Genomic DNA, 17,781 nt, shown 5'->3' with positions numbered 1-17,781 from the left:
ACGGCAGAACGTGAAAATGTGCGCTGCTCGGTTTGAAAGCGCGCTTTTGTGATCTGTCCGCCCATCTGGGTATGCGGCGCATATCTGCCCTTTGCCTCAAAACAACAGAAAGCGGCCCGGAACAGCGTTGGCTGAACCGGGCCGCTTTCTGCTTGGACTTTGAAGGAATAAGAAATAGGAATGAGAATGGGTATAGGAATGCAGGGACTGCCAGGCGGGGCAGGGTCAGGATTTGGCCTGGCGTTCTTTTTTGACGATGCGGAAGGTGTAGCTGCTCAGCAGGAAGCCCAGCACTGCAAAGACCGCCATCATGAAAAAGACCACGCGGTAGCCGGCCAGACCGGGGATGCGGTCCAGGATGCCGCCGTAGACGGCATACATGAAGGCGCCCGGCAGATAGCCGATGAAGGAGCCCAGGGACATGGCGGCGCCGGTGATTTCGCGGGGCACCTGGACCTCGTCCATGGGGGCGAAATAGATGGCGCGCATGCTGAACACCAGAGCGCCGATGCTCAGGGTGATGCTCATGCCCACCACCACGCCCAGCTGCTGGTGGGGCAGGAAGTTAAAGACCAGCAGGACGGCCGCCGTGATGAGGAAGACAATGCGCAGATATTTGATGGCGGAATGGGTGACCTTGTCCGCCACGAAGCCGCCCACCGGACCACCCAGCATCTTCAGGCCGTACTGGTTGATGATGCCGTATACGCCCACCAGGGTCATGGGCAGGGCGTACACTTCCTCCAGGAAGGGGATAAAGTAGGTCAGGCCGCAGTAAACGCTGTAAACCATAAAAATGTTCAGGGAGACAAGCCAGATGTTGCGGTTTTTCAGGGCACGGACCACGCCGTCCCAGGCTGCTTTGTTTTTGCTGGTGGCTTTTCCGTCCTGTGCGGTGGGGGCGGTGTCGGGCTCCAGCAGGAAATAGGAGATCACGCCGATGACGCCGGGGACCACAGCGTAGAACAGAATCGCCATCCGCAGGCCGAAGGCGTTGCTGCCAAAGGCGGCGAACACGCCCAGGGCGCAGAAGGCCACGATGGTGTCCATCAGGCCGCGGCCGGCCTCCATAATGCCGAACATGCGGCCCTGCTCGTCCTCGTTGCCCAGCAGGCGCACCGTTTTCAGCATGGTGGGCCAGTACAGCATATCGGCACAGACCGCCAGCAGGCAGTAGATCAGCAGAAATACCCCGTAGGAGGGGAAGGTGCTCAGCCACAGTCCGCACAGGCAGATGCCGAACAGGGACATGGGGATCATGATTTTCTTGGAGATGCGGTCGGTCAAATAGATGGACGCCAAAAAGCCAAAGGTGGAAATCAGGCCGGCGACGCTCATGGCGGTGCCGATCTGCATGTGGGTCAGCCCCATGAACTCCTGCATGGGGGCGTAGAAGGCGTCTTTCAAAAAGCCCAGTTTATAAATGGTGCCGGCGCCCAGCATCAGGGTGCCAAAAGATATCCATTTCTTTTTTGTATTGGATGAGGTCATCTGTTCCATCCGTCATGTCACTCCTTACCATTGTTCTTTGCACAGAGGTGTGAACGGCTCCGCAGCGACCTCATTATATCTGCGTTTCTGTGCGATTTCAAGTGGTTTGTTGCGATTTCGTGTGAATGTACAATTGCGAATGTGGATTTTTGTGCGATATTTTGGGAATGCTTGCGTTGAACTGTGTGGGATTCTGTGTTATACTGTGGATGTGAACGGAAATTCTGCGGCAAAGGAGTCTTGAAATATGCTGGCCGAACAAAGATACAGAGAGATCATGAACCTTCTGAGCAAGGAAGGCAGTGTCAAGAGCGGGACCATCCGCCAGAAGCTGGGCGTATCGGGCGAGACCGTCCGGCGCGACCTGGAGGCCATGGAGGACCAGGGCCTGCTGCGGCGGATTCATGGCGGGGCCATCTCGCTGGAGGACTCTGCTGCCAGCTCGCCGTATACTTCTTTTAAAAAGCGCGAAACACAGAACGCCGCTTTGAAGGAAGAGGTTGCGCAGCTGGCGGCGGACTATATCCGGGAAGGGGAGGCCATTGCCCTGGATTCCGGCACCACTTCGCTGGCGCTGGCCCGGGTCATCCGTCAGAGATTTCATAACCTGACGGTGGTGACCAATTCCCTGTCTGTCCTTCAGGAGCTGGGCACCGCTCCCGGCATTACGGTGGTGGTCACCGGCGGGGTTTACCGCCCGGACGAGGACGCGTTTTCCTCCGATTTTGCCACCTTGATCTTCTCCCGACTGAACGTCGACACATTTTTCCTCACCACCTGCGGTGTATCGGTGGAGCGGGGCATTACCTATCAGCGCATGGACGAGATCGTTGTGCAGGATAAGATGATGCAGGCTGCAGATCAAACGATCATCATTGCAGACAGTTCCAAGCTGGGGTCCAACTCCATGGTGAAAATGTGTGACATCGACCGCATTCGTATGATTATCACGGATTCAAAGGCCACGCCGGAGCAGATCGAACCTTTCCAGAAAGCTGGCATACCGGTCGTGGTACCTGAAGGCACCTGACAAAGGAGTAGTGACATTTTATGAATCGTCAACGCAAGCCGAGTGTTCTTCTGGTTTCGGTGGATGCACTGAAACCCGAGTTTGTATTGGAGCAGCAGCGCCTGGGGGTCAACCTGCCCACCATGACGCGGTATTTCCTGGAAAATGGCATGGTGACCCGCAAGGGGGTCAAGAGTGTGTTTCCCACCTTTACCTATCCCTGTCACCAGAGCATCATCACGGGAACCCGGCCTGCAACCCATGGCATTGTCAACAACGGGATGTTTGACCCCACCGGCAAACATCTGGGCGCATGGCACTGGTTTGCCAACCGGAAGGTGAAAACCCTCTGGCAGGCCGCCAAGGAGGGCGGATACTGTTCCGCCAGCGTGGCGTTCCCCACCTCGGTGGGCGCCAAGGGGGACTACATTGCCCCGGAATTCTGGTGGGACGGCAGCGAGCTGGACAGCATTTTTATTGATATGGTGTCCTGTCCCCAGGGCCTCATCAGCGAGATGGAGGCCGATATCGGCCGCTATGCCGGCGGCCTGGACCTGAGCGACGGCGGCGACGCCCAGCGCGGCGCCGCAGCCCTGTGGATGCTGCAAAACAAACTGGCTCCCCAGATCGACCAGAAGCCCTTCTTCCTGTCGGCCTACTTTGCCAGCTTTGACGAGAGCGCGCACCAGTACGGCGTCTACAGCCGGGAAGCGGCCCGCAGCCTGGAAAAGATCGACGCCATGCTGGGCCGGCTGATCGAGGAAGCCGAGCGCATCACCCAGGGCGACCTGGTGGTGTGCGTGGTGTCCGACCACGGCACCCTGGACAATCATTACAACATCAGCCCCAACGTTCTGCTGCATCAGGCCGGCCTGATCGAGCTGAACCCGGAGGGGAATGTGACCTCCTGGAAGGCCTGGAGCCAGCGCGCCGGCGGCACCGCCGAGGTGCGGATGGCGGACCCCCAGGACGAGGCAACCCGCCGGACCCTGGCGGGCATCATGAAGCAGCTGGCGGAGGACCCCGACAGCGGCATTCTGGAAGTGGTGGACCGGGAGGGCGCCCGGGCCCGCGGCGGCTTCCCCGACGCGGAATACGTGCTGGTGGCCAAAAAGGGCTATGAGCTGCGGGACGATGTGACAGGGGACTACTGCCGCACCCGCCTGACCCAGAAGGCCCAGCACGGCTACAGCGAGAATTTCCCCGAGATGCGTGCCTCCTTCATGCTGTGGGGCAAGGGCGTGTGCCCCGGCAGCGACCCGGGCGAGTTTGAGCTGATCGACATCGCACCGACCCTGGCGGCCATGATGGGTGTCTCGCTGCCGGATGCGGAGGGCGTCAACCGTCTGGCCTGAAAGGGAGGGTCTGTTCCATGCAGCAAGTCCTTACCTATCTGGAGCTGAAGATCGGTGCGCTGGCGGATGCTCTCTGGGGCAACTGGCTGCTGTTTGTGCTGGTGGGCCTGGGCATCGTCTATACCGCCATCACCGGTTTTGTTCAGCTGCGGCGGCTTCCGTTTTTGCTGCGCGGGGTCCGCAGACAGCTGCGCCGCAAGTCCCGGCATGCGGGCGGCGGTTTTTCCTCCCTGCAGATTCTGTATACGGCCATAGCCAGCTGCGTGGGCAGCGGCAATATCGTGGGCGTGTCCACGGCCATCCTGGCCGGCGGGCCGGGGGCCCTGTTCTGGATGTGGGCGGCTGCCTTTTTCGGGATGGCCACCAAGTTCGGCGAGATCGTGCTGGGTATGTGCTACCGCGGCACAGACAAGGACGGCGGCATCCTGGGCGGCCCCATGTATTACATCGCCGAGGCGTTCCATAAGCCCTGGCTGGGCGCGCTGGTGGCGGTGCTGCTGTTCACTCAGAACGCCTGCGCTACCCTGATCCAGTCCAATACCATCGCCAACGTGATCCAGTCGTCCTTTCATATCCCGGTCTGGGCTGCGGGGATTCTGGTGGCTGTGCTGATGGTGCTGGTCATCAGCGGCGGGTTCCGCCGTCTGGTTCTGGTGGCGGAAAAGACCGTTCCCCTGATGGCCGGCCTGTATGTGGCCGGCGGCCTGGTGGTGCTGCTGGCCCATGCCCCGGAGATCCCGGCCATGTTCGCGGAGATTTTCCGCGGCGCCTTTTCGCTGCAGGCGGGGATGGGCGCCGCTGCCGGCATCACTATGCGGGAGGCCATGCGGTACGGCGTGGCCCGGGGCCTGTACTCCAATGAAGCCGGGGAAGGCTCGGCCGCCGTCATGCACGCAGGCGCCCAGGTGGACCACCCGGTGCGCCAGGGCCTGTATGGCATTGTGGAAGTGTTTGTGGACACCATGGTGATCTGCAGCACCACCGGTTTTGTGGTGCTCATCACCGGCGCATGGACCACCGGTACCGACGCGGCCAATCTGGCGGCGGAGGCCTTTGGGTCGGTGCTGCCGGGGATGCAGTATGTGGTGTCGGTCAGCCTGATCCTGTTCGCCCTCACCTCCCTGATGAGCCAGTGGTATTTTGGCCATGTGAGCCTGACCTACCTGAAAAAGCCCTCCGGGGCTGTGGTGTACCGGGTGCTGTTCCCGGTTCTGATCCTGCTGGGCAGCATGACCTCCATTGAACTGGTGTGGTCCATTCAGGACTGCGCCCTGGGCCTGCTGATTCTGCCCAATGTGGCGGCCCTGCTGTGGATGGCCCCCAGGGTGCGGGCCCTGACCAAAGAGTTTTTTGACCCCGCAAACGGATACTTGACCACCGAACATGAAGAAATAGAAGGAGCCAATTGAGATGGACAACCGTTTCCAGAAGTATATTGATGCCATTCCGGCGGTGGCAGATGCCGCCGCCCTGCGGGAGACCTTTTGGCTGAACGACCGGATGGTTCCGGCGGAGCGCCAGCAGATCACCGCAGTGACCCCCGCGCAGATCGAGGATGCGCGGGCCCGCCTGGAGCGCTTTGCGCCCTACATTGAGCGGGTCTTTCCCGAGACCGCCGAAAACCATGGCCTGATCGAGTCGGAGCTGGCCGAGATCCCCGCCATGAAGGATTACCTGAACAACCAGTTCGCCGCCCATATCACCGGCCGCCTCATGCTGAAAAAGGACAGCGACCTGCCCATCGCCGGCTCGGTCAAGGCCCGCGGCGGTATTTATGAAGTGCTGAAGCACGCCGAAGACCTGGCCTTTGAGGCCGGCATGCTCCGCCCGGAGGATGATTACAGCATCCTGGCCGAGGAGCGGTTCCGCAGCTTTTTCGGCCGCCATACCGTGCAGGTGGGCAGCACCGGCAACCTGGGCCTCAGCATCGGCATCATGAGCGCCAAGCTGGGCTTTAAGGTCATCGTCCATATGTCCGCCGACGCCAAGCAGTGGAAAAAGGACCTGCTGCGCAGCCGCGGCGTGACGGTGGTGGAGTATCAGGACGATTACTGCGCCGCCGTGGAGCAGGGCCGCAAAAATTCGGACCTGGACCCCATGAGCTACTTTGTGGACGATGAGAACTCGGTCAACCTGTTTATGGGCTATGCGGTGGCCGGCAAGCGCCTGGCCGCCCAGCTGGAAGCCCAGAACATTCCGGTGGACCAGGACCACCCCCTGTTTGTGTACATTCCCTGCGGCATCGGCGGCGCGCCGGGCGGCGTGACCTATGGCCTCAAACAGGTGTTTGGGGACCATGTCCACTGCTTCTTCACCGAGCCCACCCAGGCCTGCTGCATGATGCTGGGGATGGCCACCGGCCTCCACGACGGCGTCTCGGTGCGGGACTTTGATATCAGCGGCAAAACCGACGCCGACGGCCTGGCCGTAGGCCGTCCCTCGGCGTTTGTGGGCCGGGTGGTGGAACCCATGCTGTCCGGCATCGCCACCATCGACGACCACCGCCTGTATGACCTGATGCGGGCCCTGCTGGACACCGAAAACACCTTCATCGAGCCCAGTTCCTGCGCTGCCTTCGCCGCCCTGATCCGTCCGGCGGACCTGGAGACCTATATCCGCGCCCAGGGCCTGGAGGACAAGATGAGCCAGGCCACCCACATTGCGTGGGCCACCGGCGGCCGGATGGTCCCCCCGGAAATGCGCGAAGAATACCTGCACACCGGCCTGTAATTACCCCCAAGGAGGATTGGAAAATGACTGTCATTGCAACCCAGAACGCCCCCGGCGCCATCGGTCCCTATTCGCAGGGGTTCGTCACCGGGAACCTGATCATTACTTCCGGCCAGCTGCCGGTGGACCCTGCTTCCGGCACCATGCCCAAAAGCATCGCCGCCCAGGCCGAGCAGAGCTGCAAAAATGTGGGCGCCATTCTGGAAGCTGCCGGCTCCGGCCTGGACAAGGTGGTCAAGACCACCTGTTTCCTGGCCCATATGGAGGACTTTGCCGCCTTCAATGAGGTGTATGCCCGCTATTTCACCTCCAAGCCGGCCCGCAGCTGTGTGGCCGTGAAGGAGCTGCCCAAGGGCGCCCTGTGCGAGATCGAGGCCATCGCCGAGAAGTAACCCCGGCCCCAAACCACTTGCGCCATAACCCCTCTATACTACCTCCTCTTCCCATGACATCCAGATAAAACCCATCTGTTCCCTCCTAAAACCCCTTTATGCGGCGCAGTCCGCTGCATAAAGGGGGTTTTGTTGTCTGCCGCCCCTGTTGGAACCGGCCGGGCTGTGCTATAATGAGACCATCACTTGTCGGAAAAAGGAGAGGGGACCGTATGATTTTGCTGGTGGTGGATACCCAGCGCGCCCTGACCCGGATGGAAAAAACCAGCGCCTCCCGCTGAAAGAAGGTGACCCGATGCGAGGCTTTGAACGAACCAACCCCTGGCTTTCCCTCTGCGGCCTGAACTGCGGCCTGTGCCCCATGCGCCTGGGGGATTACTGCGGCGGCTGTGGCCATGGGAACCAGTCCTGTCCCATCGCCCGGTGCAGCCTGGAACAGGGAAAGGTGGAATATTGCTTTGCATGCAGCTGCTATCCCTGTGAGAAATACCAGGGCGCGGAGGAATACGACTCCTTCATCACCCACCGGCGGCAGATGCAGGACCTGGAAAAGGCGCAGCGAATCGGTCTGGACGCCTACAATCGGGAACAGCAGGCGAAAGCGGCGTTTCTGCAATATCTGCTGGAACACTTCAACGACGGCCGCCGCAAGACCCTTTTCTGTGTGGCGGTCAACCTTCTGGATTGGGAAGAGCTGCAGGAAGCCGCAGCCTGCCTCCGGGAAAAGGAGGCCCTGCCCCTCAAGGAAAAAGCTCTTTTTGCCGCCCAGACCCTGGGCCGGATCGCAGACCGGCGGGGCGTGGAGCTGAAACTCCGGAAGAAAAAATGAATCGCCCGGCGGGGCGGCAGGCCGGATTCCCTGTGAAGGCTCCGCCCCTTTTGAAGAAATGGAACGCCCCTGGCTCGGCCGGGGGCGTTTGGTTTTGCGCAGAGCCGGCGGCAGGGGAGCGCAGGCTGTATTGATGGAAGTGTCACTTTCTGCTAAAATGACAGTGGAATTGCGGAGCAAGGCAAAGCCCCGGCGGCTGGGGCAAAGGAGGAAAAGCCATGGACCTTGGAAACCACGTGGTGGGGATCAAGGAAGCGATGGGGATTGTTCTGGTGTTTGCGGCGTTTCTGCTGCTGGTGCGGTGGCGGGCGCGGCGGCGCTCGGAAACCATTGCCCGGGACTTTCTGGGCAGATATCCCAACGCCGCCCTGCTCTACGTTTACCTTGAGGATGCCCCCGGGAACGACGGAAAGATTGTGAGCCGGAAGGGCACCGTGTCCCCGATTTTTGACGCCGGAAACGCGCCGGATTTCGGCATCAAGAAGGGGTTTGCCTGCTATGTGGCCCCGGGTCCGGTGGAGCTGGACGTCAAAGCCTCCTGGGTGGAAGATTTGTATATGGGCAAGAGGCCGCGCTCCATCCGGACGCAGGTTTCGTTTCAGGCGGAACCGGGGCGGGGCTATGCGGTGGTGATGAATGGGGCCGGTCTGAAATCAAAGTTCGTGAAGCTTCATGCGGATTGAGCCGCCCGGTTTGTACAGGAGGAATTTCATGGAACCCAAGAAAACCGAAAACGTTGTGGCCGGACTGGTGGGAGCCTTTCTTGGCTCCCTGATCGGAGTGGCTTGTATTGTGCTCCTGGGACAGCTGGGGGTTGTGGCGGCCGTCAGCGGACTGGTGATGGTGGTCTGCGCCCTCCGGGGCTATGCATGGTTCAGCGGCACCATGAGCCGAAAGGGCGCTGTGCTGGTCTGTGCCCTTGCGGTGGTCATGGTTTATGTGGCCAACCGGGTGGATTTTGCGGTGAACATCGCAGGCTGGGCCGGGGTGGATGTGTTCACCGCCTTCCGGGCCATCGATGACCTGCTAGAGGCGGGCTATCTGCGCCAAAATGCCTACTGGGGCAATCTGGTCATGCTCTACCTGTTCACCCTGCTGGGGGCGGTGCCTGCGCTGCAAGGGGCCTTCCGGACGGGCGGCGCAGAGAGGCCGGGCGACATGACCGCCGACCATTTCGTCCCCACCACCTATGAGGAAGACGCCCGGCGTCTTGAGAGAATGGACCCCACGCTGGAGGAGCCGGCCCCTGTCCGTGAGGCGGTCCGGCCCATGGCGGCCATCTTTCTCCCGTTTGCCGGGATGTTTCTGGGGTTTGTGGTTCTCTGGCTTTCCATCAGCCCCATTCTGCTGGAAGGGCTGCTGAACGGCGCCCAAACGCCGGAGGCTCTGCTCCAGGGCTACAGCAGCTGGTATGTTCTGCTGATGCTGGCCGTGGCTGCGGCGGTGGCGCTGCCGGCGGTTGGGACCGCGCTGGCGGTCCGGAAAAGCGGCGGCGTCCCGGTAACGCTGGCGGCGGTGTGCATAGTGTTTCCGCTGTTGATCGGCGGCGCCATGCTGGCGATCGAGGATGTGCCCGGGCTGTTTTTCCAGTCCAGAGAGGACCTGGCCCAGATCGAAAGCGGCCAGCTGCAGGAGGTCACGGTCTGGCTCAGCCCCAAATTTCAGGAGGATCAGCTCCCCGGCCCGTATACCGAAGGCCAGCCCCGGCCGGTGACCCGGTACAGAGGCATCGGCGAGGATACCGGGCGCAGATGGGTGGATTTTTACCTGCCCGACAGCCTGGGCTTTTCGCTGGACCCGGATGCCCTGTACCGCGATGGGGAGAGCGTCCAGTGGAATGAGGAGAACGCGCGGCAGTACCGCCTGTACCTCACCCGGCATTTCCGCCTGGTGGTGTCGGCGGAACCCCTCGACCTCCCCGCACAAGGGCTGCGGGTGACTGTCTGAACCCATCAAACGCACACAGGCCTCCGGTCCAGCCGGGGGCCTGTGCTGGTTTGGGAGAGCCGCAAAACCCACGCCCGCCCTTTTGCAGACAGGCGTCGTCCGCTTTGCCGGATCTTTTCATGAAATAAAGGCGCAGCCGGTTTAGGGCTGCGCCTTTGGTTGTTCTCAGGGCCGCCGCACACGGCACCCGGCAGGATTCAGGATTCGATGGTCTGGCTGCCGGTGGACCAGACGTGGTCCTGGCTGGCGGCAGCGGGGGTGTTCTGGGCCATGACGCCCACCAGATTGTGGGGGACATAGGGCTCTTCCAAATAGAGCAGCTCCTCCGGAGTCAGGACCAGATCGACGGCCCGGGCGGCCCCCTCCGCGTGATGGAGTTTGGTGGCCCCCACCACCGGCGCGGTGACCTTGGTCAGCAGCCAGGCCAGGGACACTTCGGTCATGGTGACGCCGTGGTTTTGCGCCAGCTCGGCCACCCGCTGGATGATGACCGCATCCTGCTGGGCGGTGGCGTCGTATTTGAATCGGGCATAGCTGTCCTCCTCCAGCCGCTTGGAGGTCTCTCCGGGGTGCTTGGACAGCCGTCCGCCCGCCAGGGCGCTGTAAGGCGTCATGGCGATGTTGTCCTCGGCGCAGAGCTTGGCCATTTCCCGCTCTTCCTCCCGGAAAATCAGGTTGTAATGCCCCTGAATCGAGACAAATTGTGCGAACCCTTCCTTCTCGGCCAGGGCGTTGGCCTTGGCCAGCTGATAGGCGAAACAGTTGGAGATGCCGATGCAGCGGGCCTTGCCGGCCTTCACGATCCGGTTCAGCCCGTCCAGAATGTCGTACAGGGGCGTCTGGTAGTCCCACATGTGGTAGATGTAGAGGTCTACATAGTCCATCCCCAGATTTTTCAGGCTGGTGTCGATCATCTGCTGAATGTGGCGCTGGCCCGAGATGCCGTTTTGGATTTCTTCCGGGGTGCGGGGCAAGAACTTGGTGGCCACCACCACCTGGTCCCGGCGGGCAAAGTCCCGCAGGGCCCGGCCCAGATACTGTTCGCTGGTGCCGCTCTGGTAGGCAATGGCGGTGTCGAAAAAGTTGATTCCCAGTTCCAGGCCGCGGCGGATGATCTCCCGGGAGTGTTCCTCGTCCAGGGTCCAGCTGTGCTGGCCGTTTTTGGCGTCGCCGAACCCCATGCATCCCATGCAGATGCGGGAGACTTTCAGGTCTGAGTTGCCCAGGGTGGTGTATTGCATGATGGATTCTCCTTTCTCCATGGAAGCGGCTGATGTTTCCAGGGGCCCGGCGGCCCCAAGACTTTTTCTGCTTCTATTATAAAATCAGCAGGGTGAAATGTCGAATACTTATTCCTTATCCGCGAAGATGCCCAAAATGCATGCACGCCGCAAACCAGCCGGACTAAGCTACTTTCTCCGTGGCCCCTCCACCGCCCTGCAGGGGCGCCGTGCGTTCGCCGGCAGGGTTTCTTTCTGCCCCGGCATTTGTGCTCGGGGGCCTGTTTTGCTATAATAGGCTCAAACCAACCCAAAGGAAGTTTTGCCTATGCCCTATAAAATCCTTGTGGTGGAGGACGACCCGGTGATCCGGCAGCAGCTGCAGCTGTTGCTGGCCGGCAGCGGGTACCAGGTGGAGGCCGCCGGGGATGCCCCGGCGGCGCTGGACCGGATGAAAACCTTTGCGCCCCAGCTGGTGCTCCTGGATATCGGATTGCCGGGAGCCAGCGGCCTTGAATTGTGCGCGCAGATCCGCGGCTTTTCACAGGTGCCCATCGTCTTTGTCACCAGCAGCCACGCCGACCTGGACGAGCTGAACAGCATCCTGCTGGGCGGCGACGCCTTTCTCACCAAACCCTATAACCCGGCCATCCTGCTGGCCAAAATCGCCGCCCTGCTGCGCCGGGCTTATCCCGCCGCGGCGGAAGAAACCCTCTGCTGGAAGGACGCCCTTCTCCACCTGGAAAGCGGCGCGCTGGAATACCGGGGCCGGACCGTGGAACTGACCCGGAACGAGCAGAAAATCCTGTATTATCTGTTCCGGCACGCCGGGACCATCTGCGCCCGGGCGGATCTGGTGGACTTTTTGTGGGACAACCAGCTCTATATCGACGACAACGCCCTCAGCGTCCACGTCAGCCGCATCCGGGACAAGCTGGCCTCCATCGGGCTGACCGACTTCATCCAGACCAAACACCGGCAGGGGTACAAGATATGAGATACGTGCAGGACCGCCTCCCGGCGGTGGTGGTGAATCTGGTGGGGCTGACCATGCTGTCTTTGTTTCTGCTGGCCGGCGGCAATGCCGTGGGAACGGTGGTGCTGATCGCCGCCGTCTGGCTGGCGGTGCTGGCCTGCTGGCTGATTGCCGGGTGCCTTCTGGAAAAGCGGCGTCTGGACGCCATTTTGCGCCAGGCGGAACAGCTGGAAGAGCGGTATCTGCTGCCCGAAATCCTTCCTCCGCCGGTGACGGCCGAGGAAGCGGTATACCGCCGGCTGCTGCAGATGGCGGAAAAGTCGATGCTGGAACAGGTTGCGGAGGCCCAGCGGCAGCGCAAAGCCTATCGGGAATACATCGAGCAGTGGGTTCATGAGATCAAGACGCCCATCACGGCGGCAGAGCTTCTCTGTGAAAACCACCGCAGCCCGCTTTCCCGGGAGATCCTGGCCCAGCTGGAACGGATCACCCGCTGCACCGAGCAGGCCCTCTACTATGCCCGCAGCGAGCACACCGAGAAAGATTATCTGATCCGTGAAATCCAGCTGAACAGCCTGGTTTCCAGCGCCATCGCCGAAAACAAATATCTGCTGCGGCAGGGCGGGATGTGCATCGAGGTGGGCAACCTGGCCGGCACCGTCTGCACCGATGACAAGTGGGTCCGGTTCATTCTGGATCAAATCATCGGCAACGCGGTCAAGTACCGGGGCCCGTCGCCCCGGCTGCGCTTTGACGCGGAGGAGCGGCCGGGCCAGGTCTGCCTGGTGGTGGAGGACAACGGCATGGGCATCCCGGCGGAGGACCTGCCCCGGGTGCTGGAAAAAGGCTTCACCGGCCGGAATGGCCGCACGGTCCACAGCTCCACCGGGATGGGGCTGTACCTGTGCAGCCGGCTGTGCGACAAGCTGGGCATCGGGCTGGAAATCCATTCCCGGGAAGGGGAAGGGACCGCCGTCCGTCTGGTTTTCACGGTCAACGATGCCATTGCCGGCGTGCATAGATAAAATCGAAACCCACCTGGTCCGCGGCTGCGCTCCCTCGGCCGGGGCGCAGGTGGTATGACGATGCGAAACAGTCCAGGCTGTGCCTGGTCTTTCATTTTTGTAAGAACTGCGCAAGGAAACCCGATACACTCCGGGCCGCCGATCCCTTACAATGGAGCCGGAGGTGAACGAGATGAAAGAAATACTCAAACTGGAACACATCCAGAAAATCTACGGCAATGGAGGCAGCATCACCAAAGCCATCCGGGATATCAGCTTCACGGTGGAGGAAGGGGAGTTTGTGGGGATCATGGGGGCGTCGGGATCGGGCAAGACCACCCTGCTCAACTGCATCTCCACCATAGATGCCGTCAGCGCCGGCCACATTTACCTGGACGGCCAGGACGTCACCGCAATCAAGCCCGGAGATCTGGCCCGGTTCCGCCGGGAAAAGCTGGGCTTTGTCTTTCAGGATTTCAATTTGCTGGACACATTGACCATCGGGGAGAACATCGCCCTGGTGCTGGCCATCAACAAGACCCCGGCCCATCGGGTGGAGCCGCAGGTCCAGGCCATGGCCCAGAGGCTGAATATCCAGGGGATTCTGGAAAAATATCCCTATCAGGTGTCGGGAGGCCAGCGGCAGCGGTGCGCCTGCGCCCGGGCGCTGATCCATGGGCCCCGGCTGCTGCTGGCGGATGAACCCACCGGCGCCTTGGACAGCCATTCGGCCCAGATGCTTCTGACCACCTTTGAGGGAATCCACCGCCAGCTGGGTGCCACCATCCTGATGGTGACCCATGACGCCTTTACCGCCAGCTATGCCCAGCGGATTCTGTTCTTGCGGGATGGGGAAATCTTCACCGAGCTGCGGCGGGGCGGACAGACCCGCGGGGCCTTCTTTGAGAAGATTCTGCAGGTGCTGACCACGCTGGGAGGAGGCGGGACGGATGTACGCTAAACTGATTCTCCGCAGCGCCCGGCGCTCGGCCCGGGATTACCTGATTTATCTGGTCACCATGACCCTCTGCGTCGCCTTGTTCTATGCGTTTTTGTCGGTGTCCAGCCGGTTTTATAAGCCGGACATCGGGGTGGAGTACGACTTCACCCTCCTCAGCGGCGGGATGAAAATGGCCATCTGCGCCGTGACCCTGCTGCTGTTGTTCCTGATCCGGTTTGTGAACCACTATATGCTCCGCAGCCGCCAAAAGGAATTCGCCCTAGAGGCCATTCTGGGGATGGACCAGCGGACCATCGCCGGGCTGTTTTTCGCCGAAACCCTGCTGATGGGCGGGGTGTCGGTGGTGCTGGGCATCGGCCTGGGGGCAGTGTGCTCCCAGTTCATCACCGCCCTGCTGCTGACCAGTTACGGCCAGCCCTATCGGCCGGCGTGGACCCTGTTCCCGGATACCGTCCTCTGGACGGTGGGCTTTTTCCTGCTGAGCTTTCTGGCGGTGGGGCTGCTCCAGACCCGCACCATCCGCCGGACCCGCATCCTCTCGATGCTGACCGCCGGCCGTGAAAACGAAGCCCCTCTCACCCAAAGCCGCTGGATGCAGGGGGTGGCCGCCCTGTATCTGGCGCTTGCGGCGGTCATGACGGTTCAGGCCGGCCGGATGCTGTATTTTTACGGGGACAGCCGGTTCCCGGCGCCGGTGCAGGTCATGTTCTGGGCCAACATTCTGGCCCCGGCGGGGCTGCTGGCCTGGACGGCGGTCTGGGCTGTGCGCCGCCGGAAAGGAGGCTTTCCGGTTCTGGTGCTGGGCCTGACGGCGAGGGCGCTTGTCTGCATCCTGGCGGCGGCCAGTGTGCCGGTGGTCCGGCGCCGTTATATGCTGGCGTTCGGGGAGGGCTGGGTCAGCCAGGCCCTGACTGCTCTGCTGGTCCACCTGCTTTTCCTGCTCTGCGGGGTGATCTGGCTGGCCAGCACCCTGCTGGTCTGGCGCAAAGAGCGCAGCGCTGCCTGCCGCTATCAGGGCACCAACCTGTTCTTTTTCGGCCAGATGATTTCCAAGCTCCGCACCACCAGCAAGACCATGAGCCTGGTGAGCATCACCCTGGTGCTGTCCATCTTTCTCTTCATGGCGGCCCCGGTGCTGGTGGGCTGGGCCGACGGCTATCTGGAAGCCCGGTCGATGTACGATATCCAGATCTACTCCCGCTACAACAACGTCTACAATGAGGCTGACCTGCCCCGGGACGGCTATCAGGCGGTGACCGCGTTTCTCTCGGAAAAAGGAATCGAAACCACCGCAGACCGGACCTTCAGCCTCTATCTGCCCCGGCGGGAGGACTTTCACCAGCGGGTGAAATACGACTTTCCCGCGGCGGTGATTTCCCTCAGCGACTACAACGCCCTGCGGGCCATGCTGGGCCTTGAGCCGGTGGAGCTGGCGGAAGGGGAGTTTACCACCCAGTGGCAGACCATCGCCTCGGAGGAGGAACGGGAGCAGTTCCTCGCCGAACACCCCACTGTTTCCACCGACGCCGGCGTCCTGACCCTGTCGGAACAGGCCTGGCATGACGAACCGATGGGGGAGACCCTCTACAACAGCTACACCGATGTGGTGTATGTGTTCCCGGACAGCGTCTGTCAGCAGCTCTTGCCGGTGATGCGATGCCGGTACAGCATGACGGCCCAGCCGTTACCCTATGAGACGGCCCGGGCTCTGGAACAGTTTTTTGTTGACCATTACCCCGAACAGGCCCCCGGCGGGGTAAATTATTCCATTCGGCTGCGGACCCTGCAGGTCAACAGCACCCGGGCCGGCAACTTTGTGTTGCAGGCGGCCATGATTTATGGGGCGGTGGTGCTGATGGTGATTTGCCTGACGGTTTTGTCCCTGCAGCAGCTGCTGGACGCCGGGCAGTACCGGTATCGCTTCTCGGTGCTGCGCAAGCTGGGGGTAGGGGAAAAAGAGATCGGGCGGCTGGTGGTGCGGCAGCTGGGCTTCTGGTTCGGGCTGCCGGTGGGGGCGGCGGCCCTGGCCGGAGGCGCAGTGGTGGGCTGCTTTGTCCTGGTGGTGCAGGCCGAGATCGTCGCCTACATCGGCTTTGGCGCCCTGGCGGTACAGCTGGGCATCACGGCGGCGGTTCTGACCCTCTTGCTGGGATGTTATTTTGTCAGCACCTGGGCCATGTTCCGCCGGGCAATCGAAGCCTGACCCGGCACAAAAAGAAGATAAAACCAGAAAGAGCGGCCAGTTTCCTGGCCGCTCTTTCCGGGTGTGTAGGGATGAAGGATGGAGCTTTGCTGCTCCGCTTTAGAGATTTTCGCCGTGATGGGCAATGACGTCCCGGTACCAGTAGAAGGATTTCTTCCGGATGCGCTTTTTGGTTCCGCAGCCGTCGTTGTCCTGGTCCACATAGATGAACCCGTACCGCTTGGACATTTCGCCGGTGGTGGCGCTGACCAGATCGATGCAGCCCCAGGCGGTGTAGCCCATGATGTCCACGCCGTCCTGGTCGATGGCCTGGATCATGGCCTGGATGTGGGTCTTTAAGTAGTCGATGCGGTAGTCGTCGGAGACGGTCCCCTCCGGCGTCAGCTGGTCCATGGCGCCCAGGATGAACTTGCGGAAGTTGAAGTGGCCGTAGAATGCGCCGCCGATGCCGCCCGCAATGCAGCTGATGACGAAGGGTTTCTTGAGGGGCAGCAGGATGCCGTAGATGGCGGGCTCGGTGACGCCGAAGATGCCGGAAATGAAGTTGGGGATGGCCATTTCCTTCAGCTTTTTGTCCTTGGTCTTGAAGAAGATGGCCAGGACGACGGCGGAGGTGGCGAAGGTGCAGGCAAAGAAGGGCATCATCACGTTGTCATAGCCCAGGGTCATGACGTTGTTGATGTACACCGGGATAAAGCCCCAGTGCATGCCGAAGATCACCAGGATCTGCCAGGTCAGGCCCACGACGGCGCCGGCCACCAGGGGGCTGAAGTTGCGGATGGTCAGGGTGAACTCAGAGATCAGGGTGGAGCCAAAGGTGGCCACAGGTCCCAGCAGCAGGAGGATGATGGGCAGGGTGACCAGCAGGGTGAGCATGGGGACAAAGAAGAACTTGATCAGCTCGGGCACGATCCGGTTGAAGAACTTTTCGCACTTGGATGCGAACCAGACCGACAGAATGACCGGGATGACGGTGCCGGTGTAGTCCACGGCGATCACCGGCAGACCCAGGAAGTCGATGTACACGGGGGAAGCGAAGATGGTGCCCTCAAACAGGGTGTAGAGGGCCTCGCCCGAGGCGGACAGGGCGCTGGACTGGATGGCGGGGTAGCACAGCGCGGCGCCGATGGCCAGGCCCAGCATGGGTTTCAGCTTGAACTTTTTGGCGGCGGTATAGCCCAGGAACAGCGGCAGGAAGTTGAACAGCGCGTCGCCTGCGGCGTTGATGATCATGTAGATGCCGTCGGAAGTGGCATACAGGCCCAGGGTTGCAAAGAGGGTGTTGAAGCCCTTCAGCATGCCGCAGGCCGCCATGATGCCCAGGATGGGCTGGAAGATGCCGGACACCACGTCGATGGCCCGGTCCAGCAGCTTGCCTTTTTTGACCTCGGCGGGGGCGGAGCCGTCCTCTTTCAGGTCCAGCAGAGCGCACACATCGTCGTAGACCTCGGCCACGTGGTTGCCGATGACCACCTGGTACTGTCCGCCGCTCTTCATGACCGTGACGACGCCGCTCATTGCCTTGAGCACGTCGTCGTTGGCTTTGCTCTCATCCTTGAGGGTGAAGCGAAGCCGGGTAATGCAGTGGACGAGCCCCACCACATTTTCCTTTCCTCCGACATTTTTTACAATGTCTTTGGCCAGTTCTGCGTATTTACCCATGA

Annotated in this window: 15 protein-coding genes; 12 read left to right on the top strand and 3 right to left on the bottom strand. The window is 61.4% G+C overall.

Annotated elements, in window-relative coordinates:
- Positions 1 to 225 precede the first annotated feature (225 nt).
- The gene (locus B5F27_RS03800; protein ID WP_204228814.1) at positions 226 to 1,500 is read right to left on the bottom strand and encodes an MFS transporter; all 1,275 of its coding nucleotides are present in this window, start codon (positions 1,498 to 1,500) and stop codon (positions 226 to 228) included.
- Positions 1,501 to 1,738: 238 nt separating this feature from the next.
- On the opposite strand from B5F27_RS03800, the gene B5F27_RS03795 reads away from it, so the two are divergent.
- From B5F27_RS03795 to B5F27_RS03760, 8 genes are all read left to right on the top strand, one after another.
- Entirely contained in the window at positions 1,739 to 2,521 is a 783-nt protein-coding gene (locus B5F27_RS03795) for a DeoR/GlpR family DNA-binding transcription regulator (protein WP_087246585.1), read from the top strand.
- Positions 2,522 to 2,541: 20 nt separating this feature from the next.
- Positions 2,542 to 3,855 (top strand): ectonucleotide pyrophosphatase/phosphodiesterase, encoded by a 1,314-nt coding sequence (locus B5F27_RS03790; protein ID WP_087364805.1) that lies wholly within the window; start codon positions 2,542 to 2,544, stop codon positions 3,853 to 3,855.
- A 17-nt stretch (positions 3,856 to 3,872) separates the two neighbouring features.
- On the top strand, positions 3,873 to 5,264 hold the full coding sequence (locus B5F27_RS03785; RefSeq protein WP_087364803.1) for a sodium:alanine symporter family protein: 1,392 nt from the start codon (positions 3,873 to 3,875) through the stop codon (positions 5,262 to 5,264).
- A gap of 1 nt (position 5,265) precedes the next feature.
- A complete protein-coding gene (locus B5F27_RS03780; RefSeq protein WP_087364801.1) occupies positions 5,266 to 6,585 on the top strand; it encodes a D-serine ammonia-lyase in 1,320 nt (439 codons plus the stop codon).
- 23 nt (positions 6,586 to 6,608) lie between these two features.
- Positions 6,609 to 6,977 (top strand): RidA family protein, encoded by a 369-nt coding sequence (locus B5F27_RS03775; protein WP_087364799.1) that lies wholly within the window; start codon positions 6,609 to 6,611, stop codon positions 6,975 to 6,977.
- A gap of 295 nt (positions 6,978 to 7,272) precedes the next feature.
- Positions 7,273 to 7,806, top strand: a complete 534-nt coding sequence (locus B5F27_RS03770; RefSeq protein WP_087364797.1) for a DUF3795 domain-containing protein — start codon at positions 7,273 to 7,275, stop codon at positions 7,804 to 7,806.
- Between the two features lie 218 nt (positions 7,807 to 8,024).
- Positions 8,025 to 8,489 (top strand): hypothetical protein, encoded by a 465-nt coding sequence (locus B5F27_RS03765; RefSeq protein WP_087364795.1) that lies wholly within the window; start codon positions 8,025 to 8,027, stop codon positions 8,487 to 8,489.
- 28 nt (positions 8,490 to 8,517) lie between these two features.
- Positions 8,518 to 9,753 carry a hypothetical protein gene (locus B5F27_RS03760; protein ID WP_087364793.1) on the top strand — a complete coding sequence of 412 codons (1,236 nt, stop codon included), beginning with the start codon at positions 8,518 to 8,520 and terminating at the stop codon, positions 9,751 to 9,753.
- A gap of 197 nt (positions 9,754 to 9,950) precedes the next feature.
- Here B5F27_RS03760 and B5F27_RS03755 read toward each other — a convergent pair whose 3' ends face one another.
- A complete protein-coding gene (locus tag B5F27_RS03755) occupies positions 9,951 to 10,994 on the bottom strand; it encodes an aldo/keto reductase (protein ID WP_087364791.1) in 1,044 nt (347 codons plus the stop codon).
- 307 nt (positions 10,995 to 11,301) lie between these two features.
- Here B5F27_RS03755 and B5F27_RS03750 point away from each other — a divergent pair, with 307 nt between their 5' ends.
- The 4 genes from B5F27_RS03750 (at position 11,302) to B5F27_RS03735 (ending at position 16,117) form a co-directional block, all read left to right on the top strand.
- Positions 11,302 to 11,970 (top strand): response regulator transcription factor, encoded by a 669-nt coding sequence (locus B5F27_RS03750; RefSeq protein ID WP_087364789.1) that lies wholly within the window; start codon positions 11,302 to 11,304, stop codon positions 11,968 to 11,970.
- Positions 11,967 to 12,974, top strand: coding sequence for a sensor histidine kinase (locus tag B5F27_RS03745; RefSeq protein WP_087364787.1), 1,008 nt, complete (start codon positions 11,967 to 11,969; stop codon positions 12,972 to 12,974). The genes B5F27_RS03750 and B5F27_RS03745 overlap by 4 nt, the downstream gene beginning before the upstream one ends.
- Before the next feature lie 172 nt (positions 12,975 to 13,146).
- Positions 13,147 to 13,914 carry an ABC transporter ATP-binding protein gene (locus B5F27_RS03740; protein WP_087364881.1) on the top strand — a complete coding sequence of 256 codons (768 nt, stop codon included), beginning with the start codon at positions 13,147 to 13,149 and terminating at the stop codon, positions 13,912 to 13,914.
- The gene (locus B5F27_RS03735) at positions 13,904 to 16,117 is read left to right on the top strand and encodes an ABC transporter permease (RefSeq protein ID WP_087364785.1); all 2,214 of its coding nucleotides are present in this window, start codon (positions 13,904 to 13,906) and stop codon (positions 16,115 to 16,117) included. Before B5F27_RS03740 ends, B5F27_RS03735 begins: the two co-directional genes overlap by 11 nt.
- Before the next feature lie 99 nt (positions 16,118 to 16,216).
- On the opposite strand, the gene B5F27_RS03730 is transcribed toward B5F27_RS03735, so the two are convergent.
- Complete coding sequence (locus B5F27_RS03730) at positions 16,217 to 17,779, bottom strand: family 1 glycosylhydrolase (protein ID WP_087364783.1); 1,563 nt, start codon at positions 17,777 to 17,779, stop codon at positions 16,217 to 16,219.
- Positions 17,780 to 17,781: the final 2 nt, after the last annotated feature.

The organism is Faecalibacterium sp. An192, assembly GCF_002160175.1.
In the GTDB taxonomy this organism is placed as follows: domain Bacteria; phylum Bacillota; class Clostridia; order Oscillospirales; family Ruminococcaceae; genus Faecalibacterium.
Note: the sequence above shows the minus strand (reverse complement) of the source record. Positions and strands in the feature narration are given on the sequence as shown.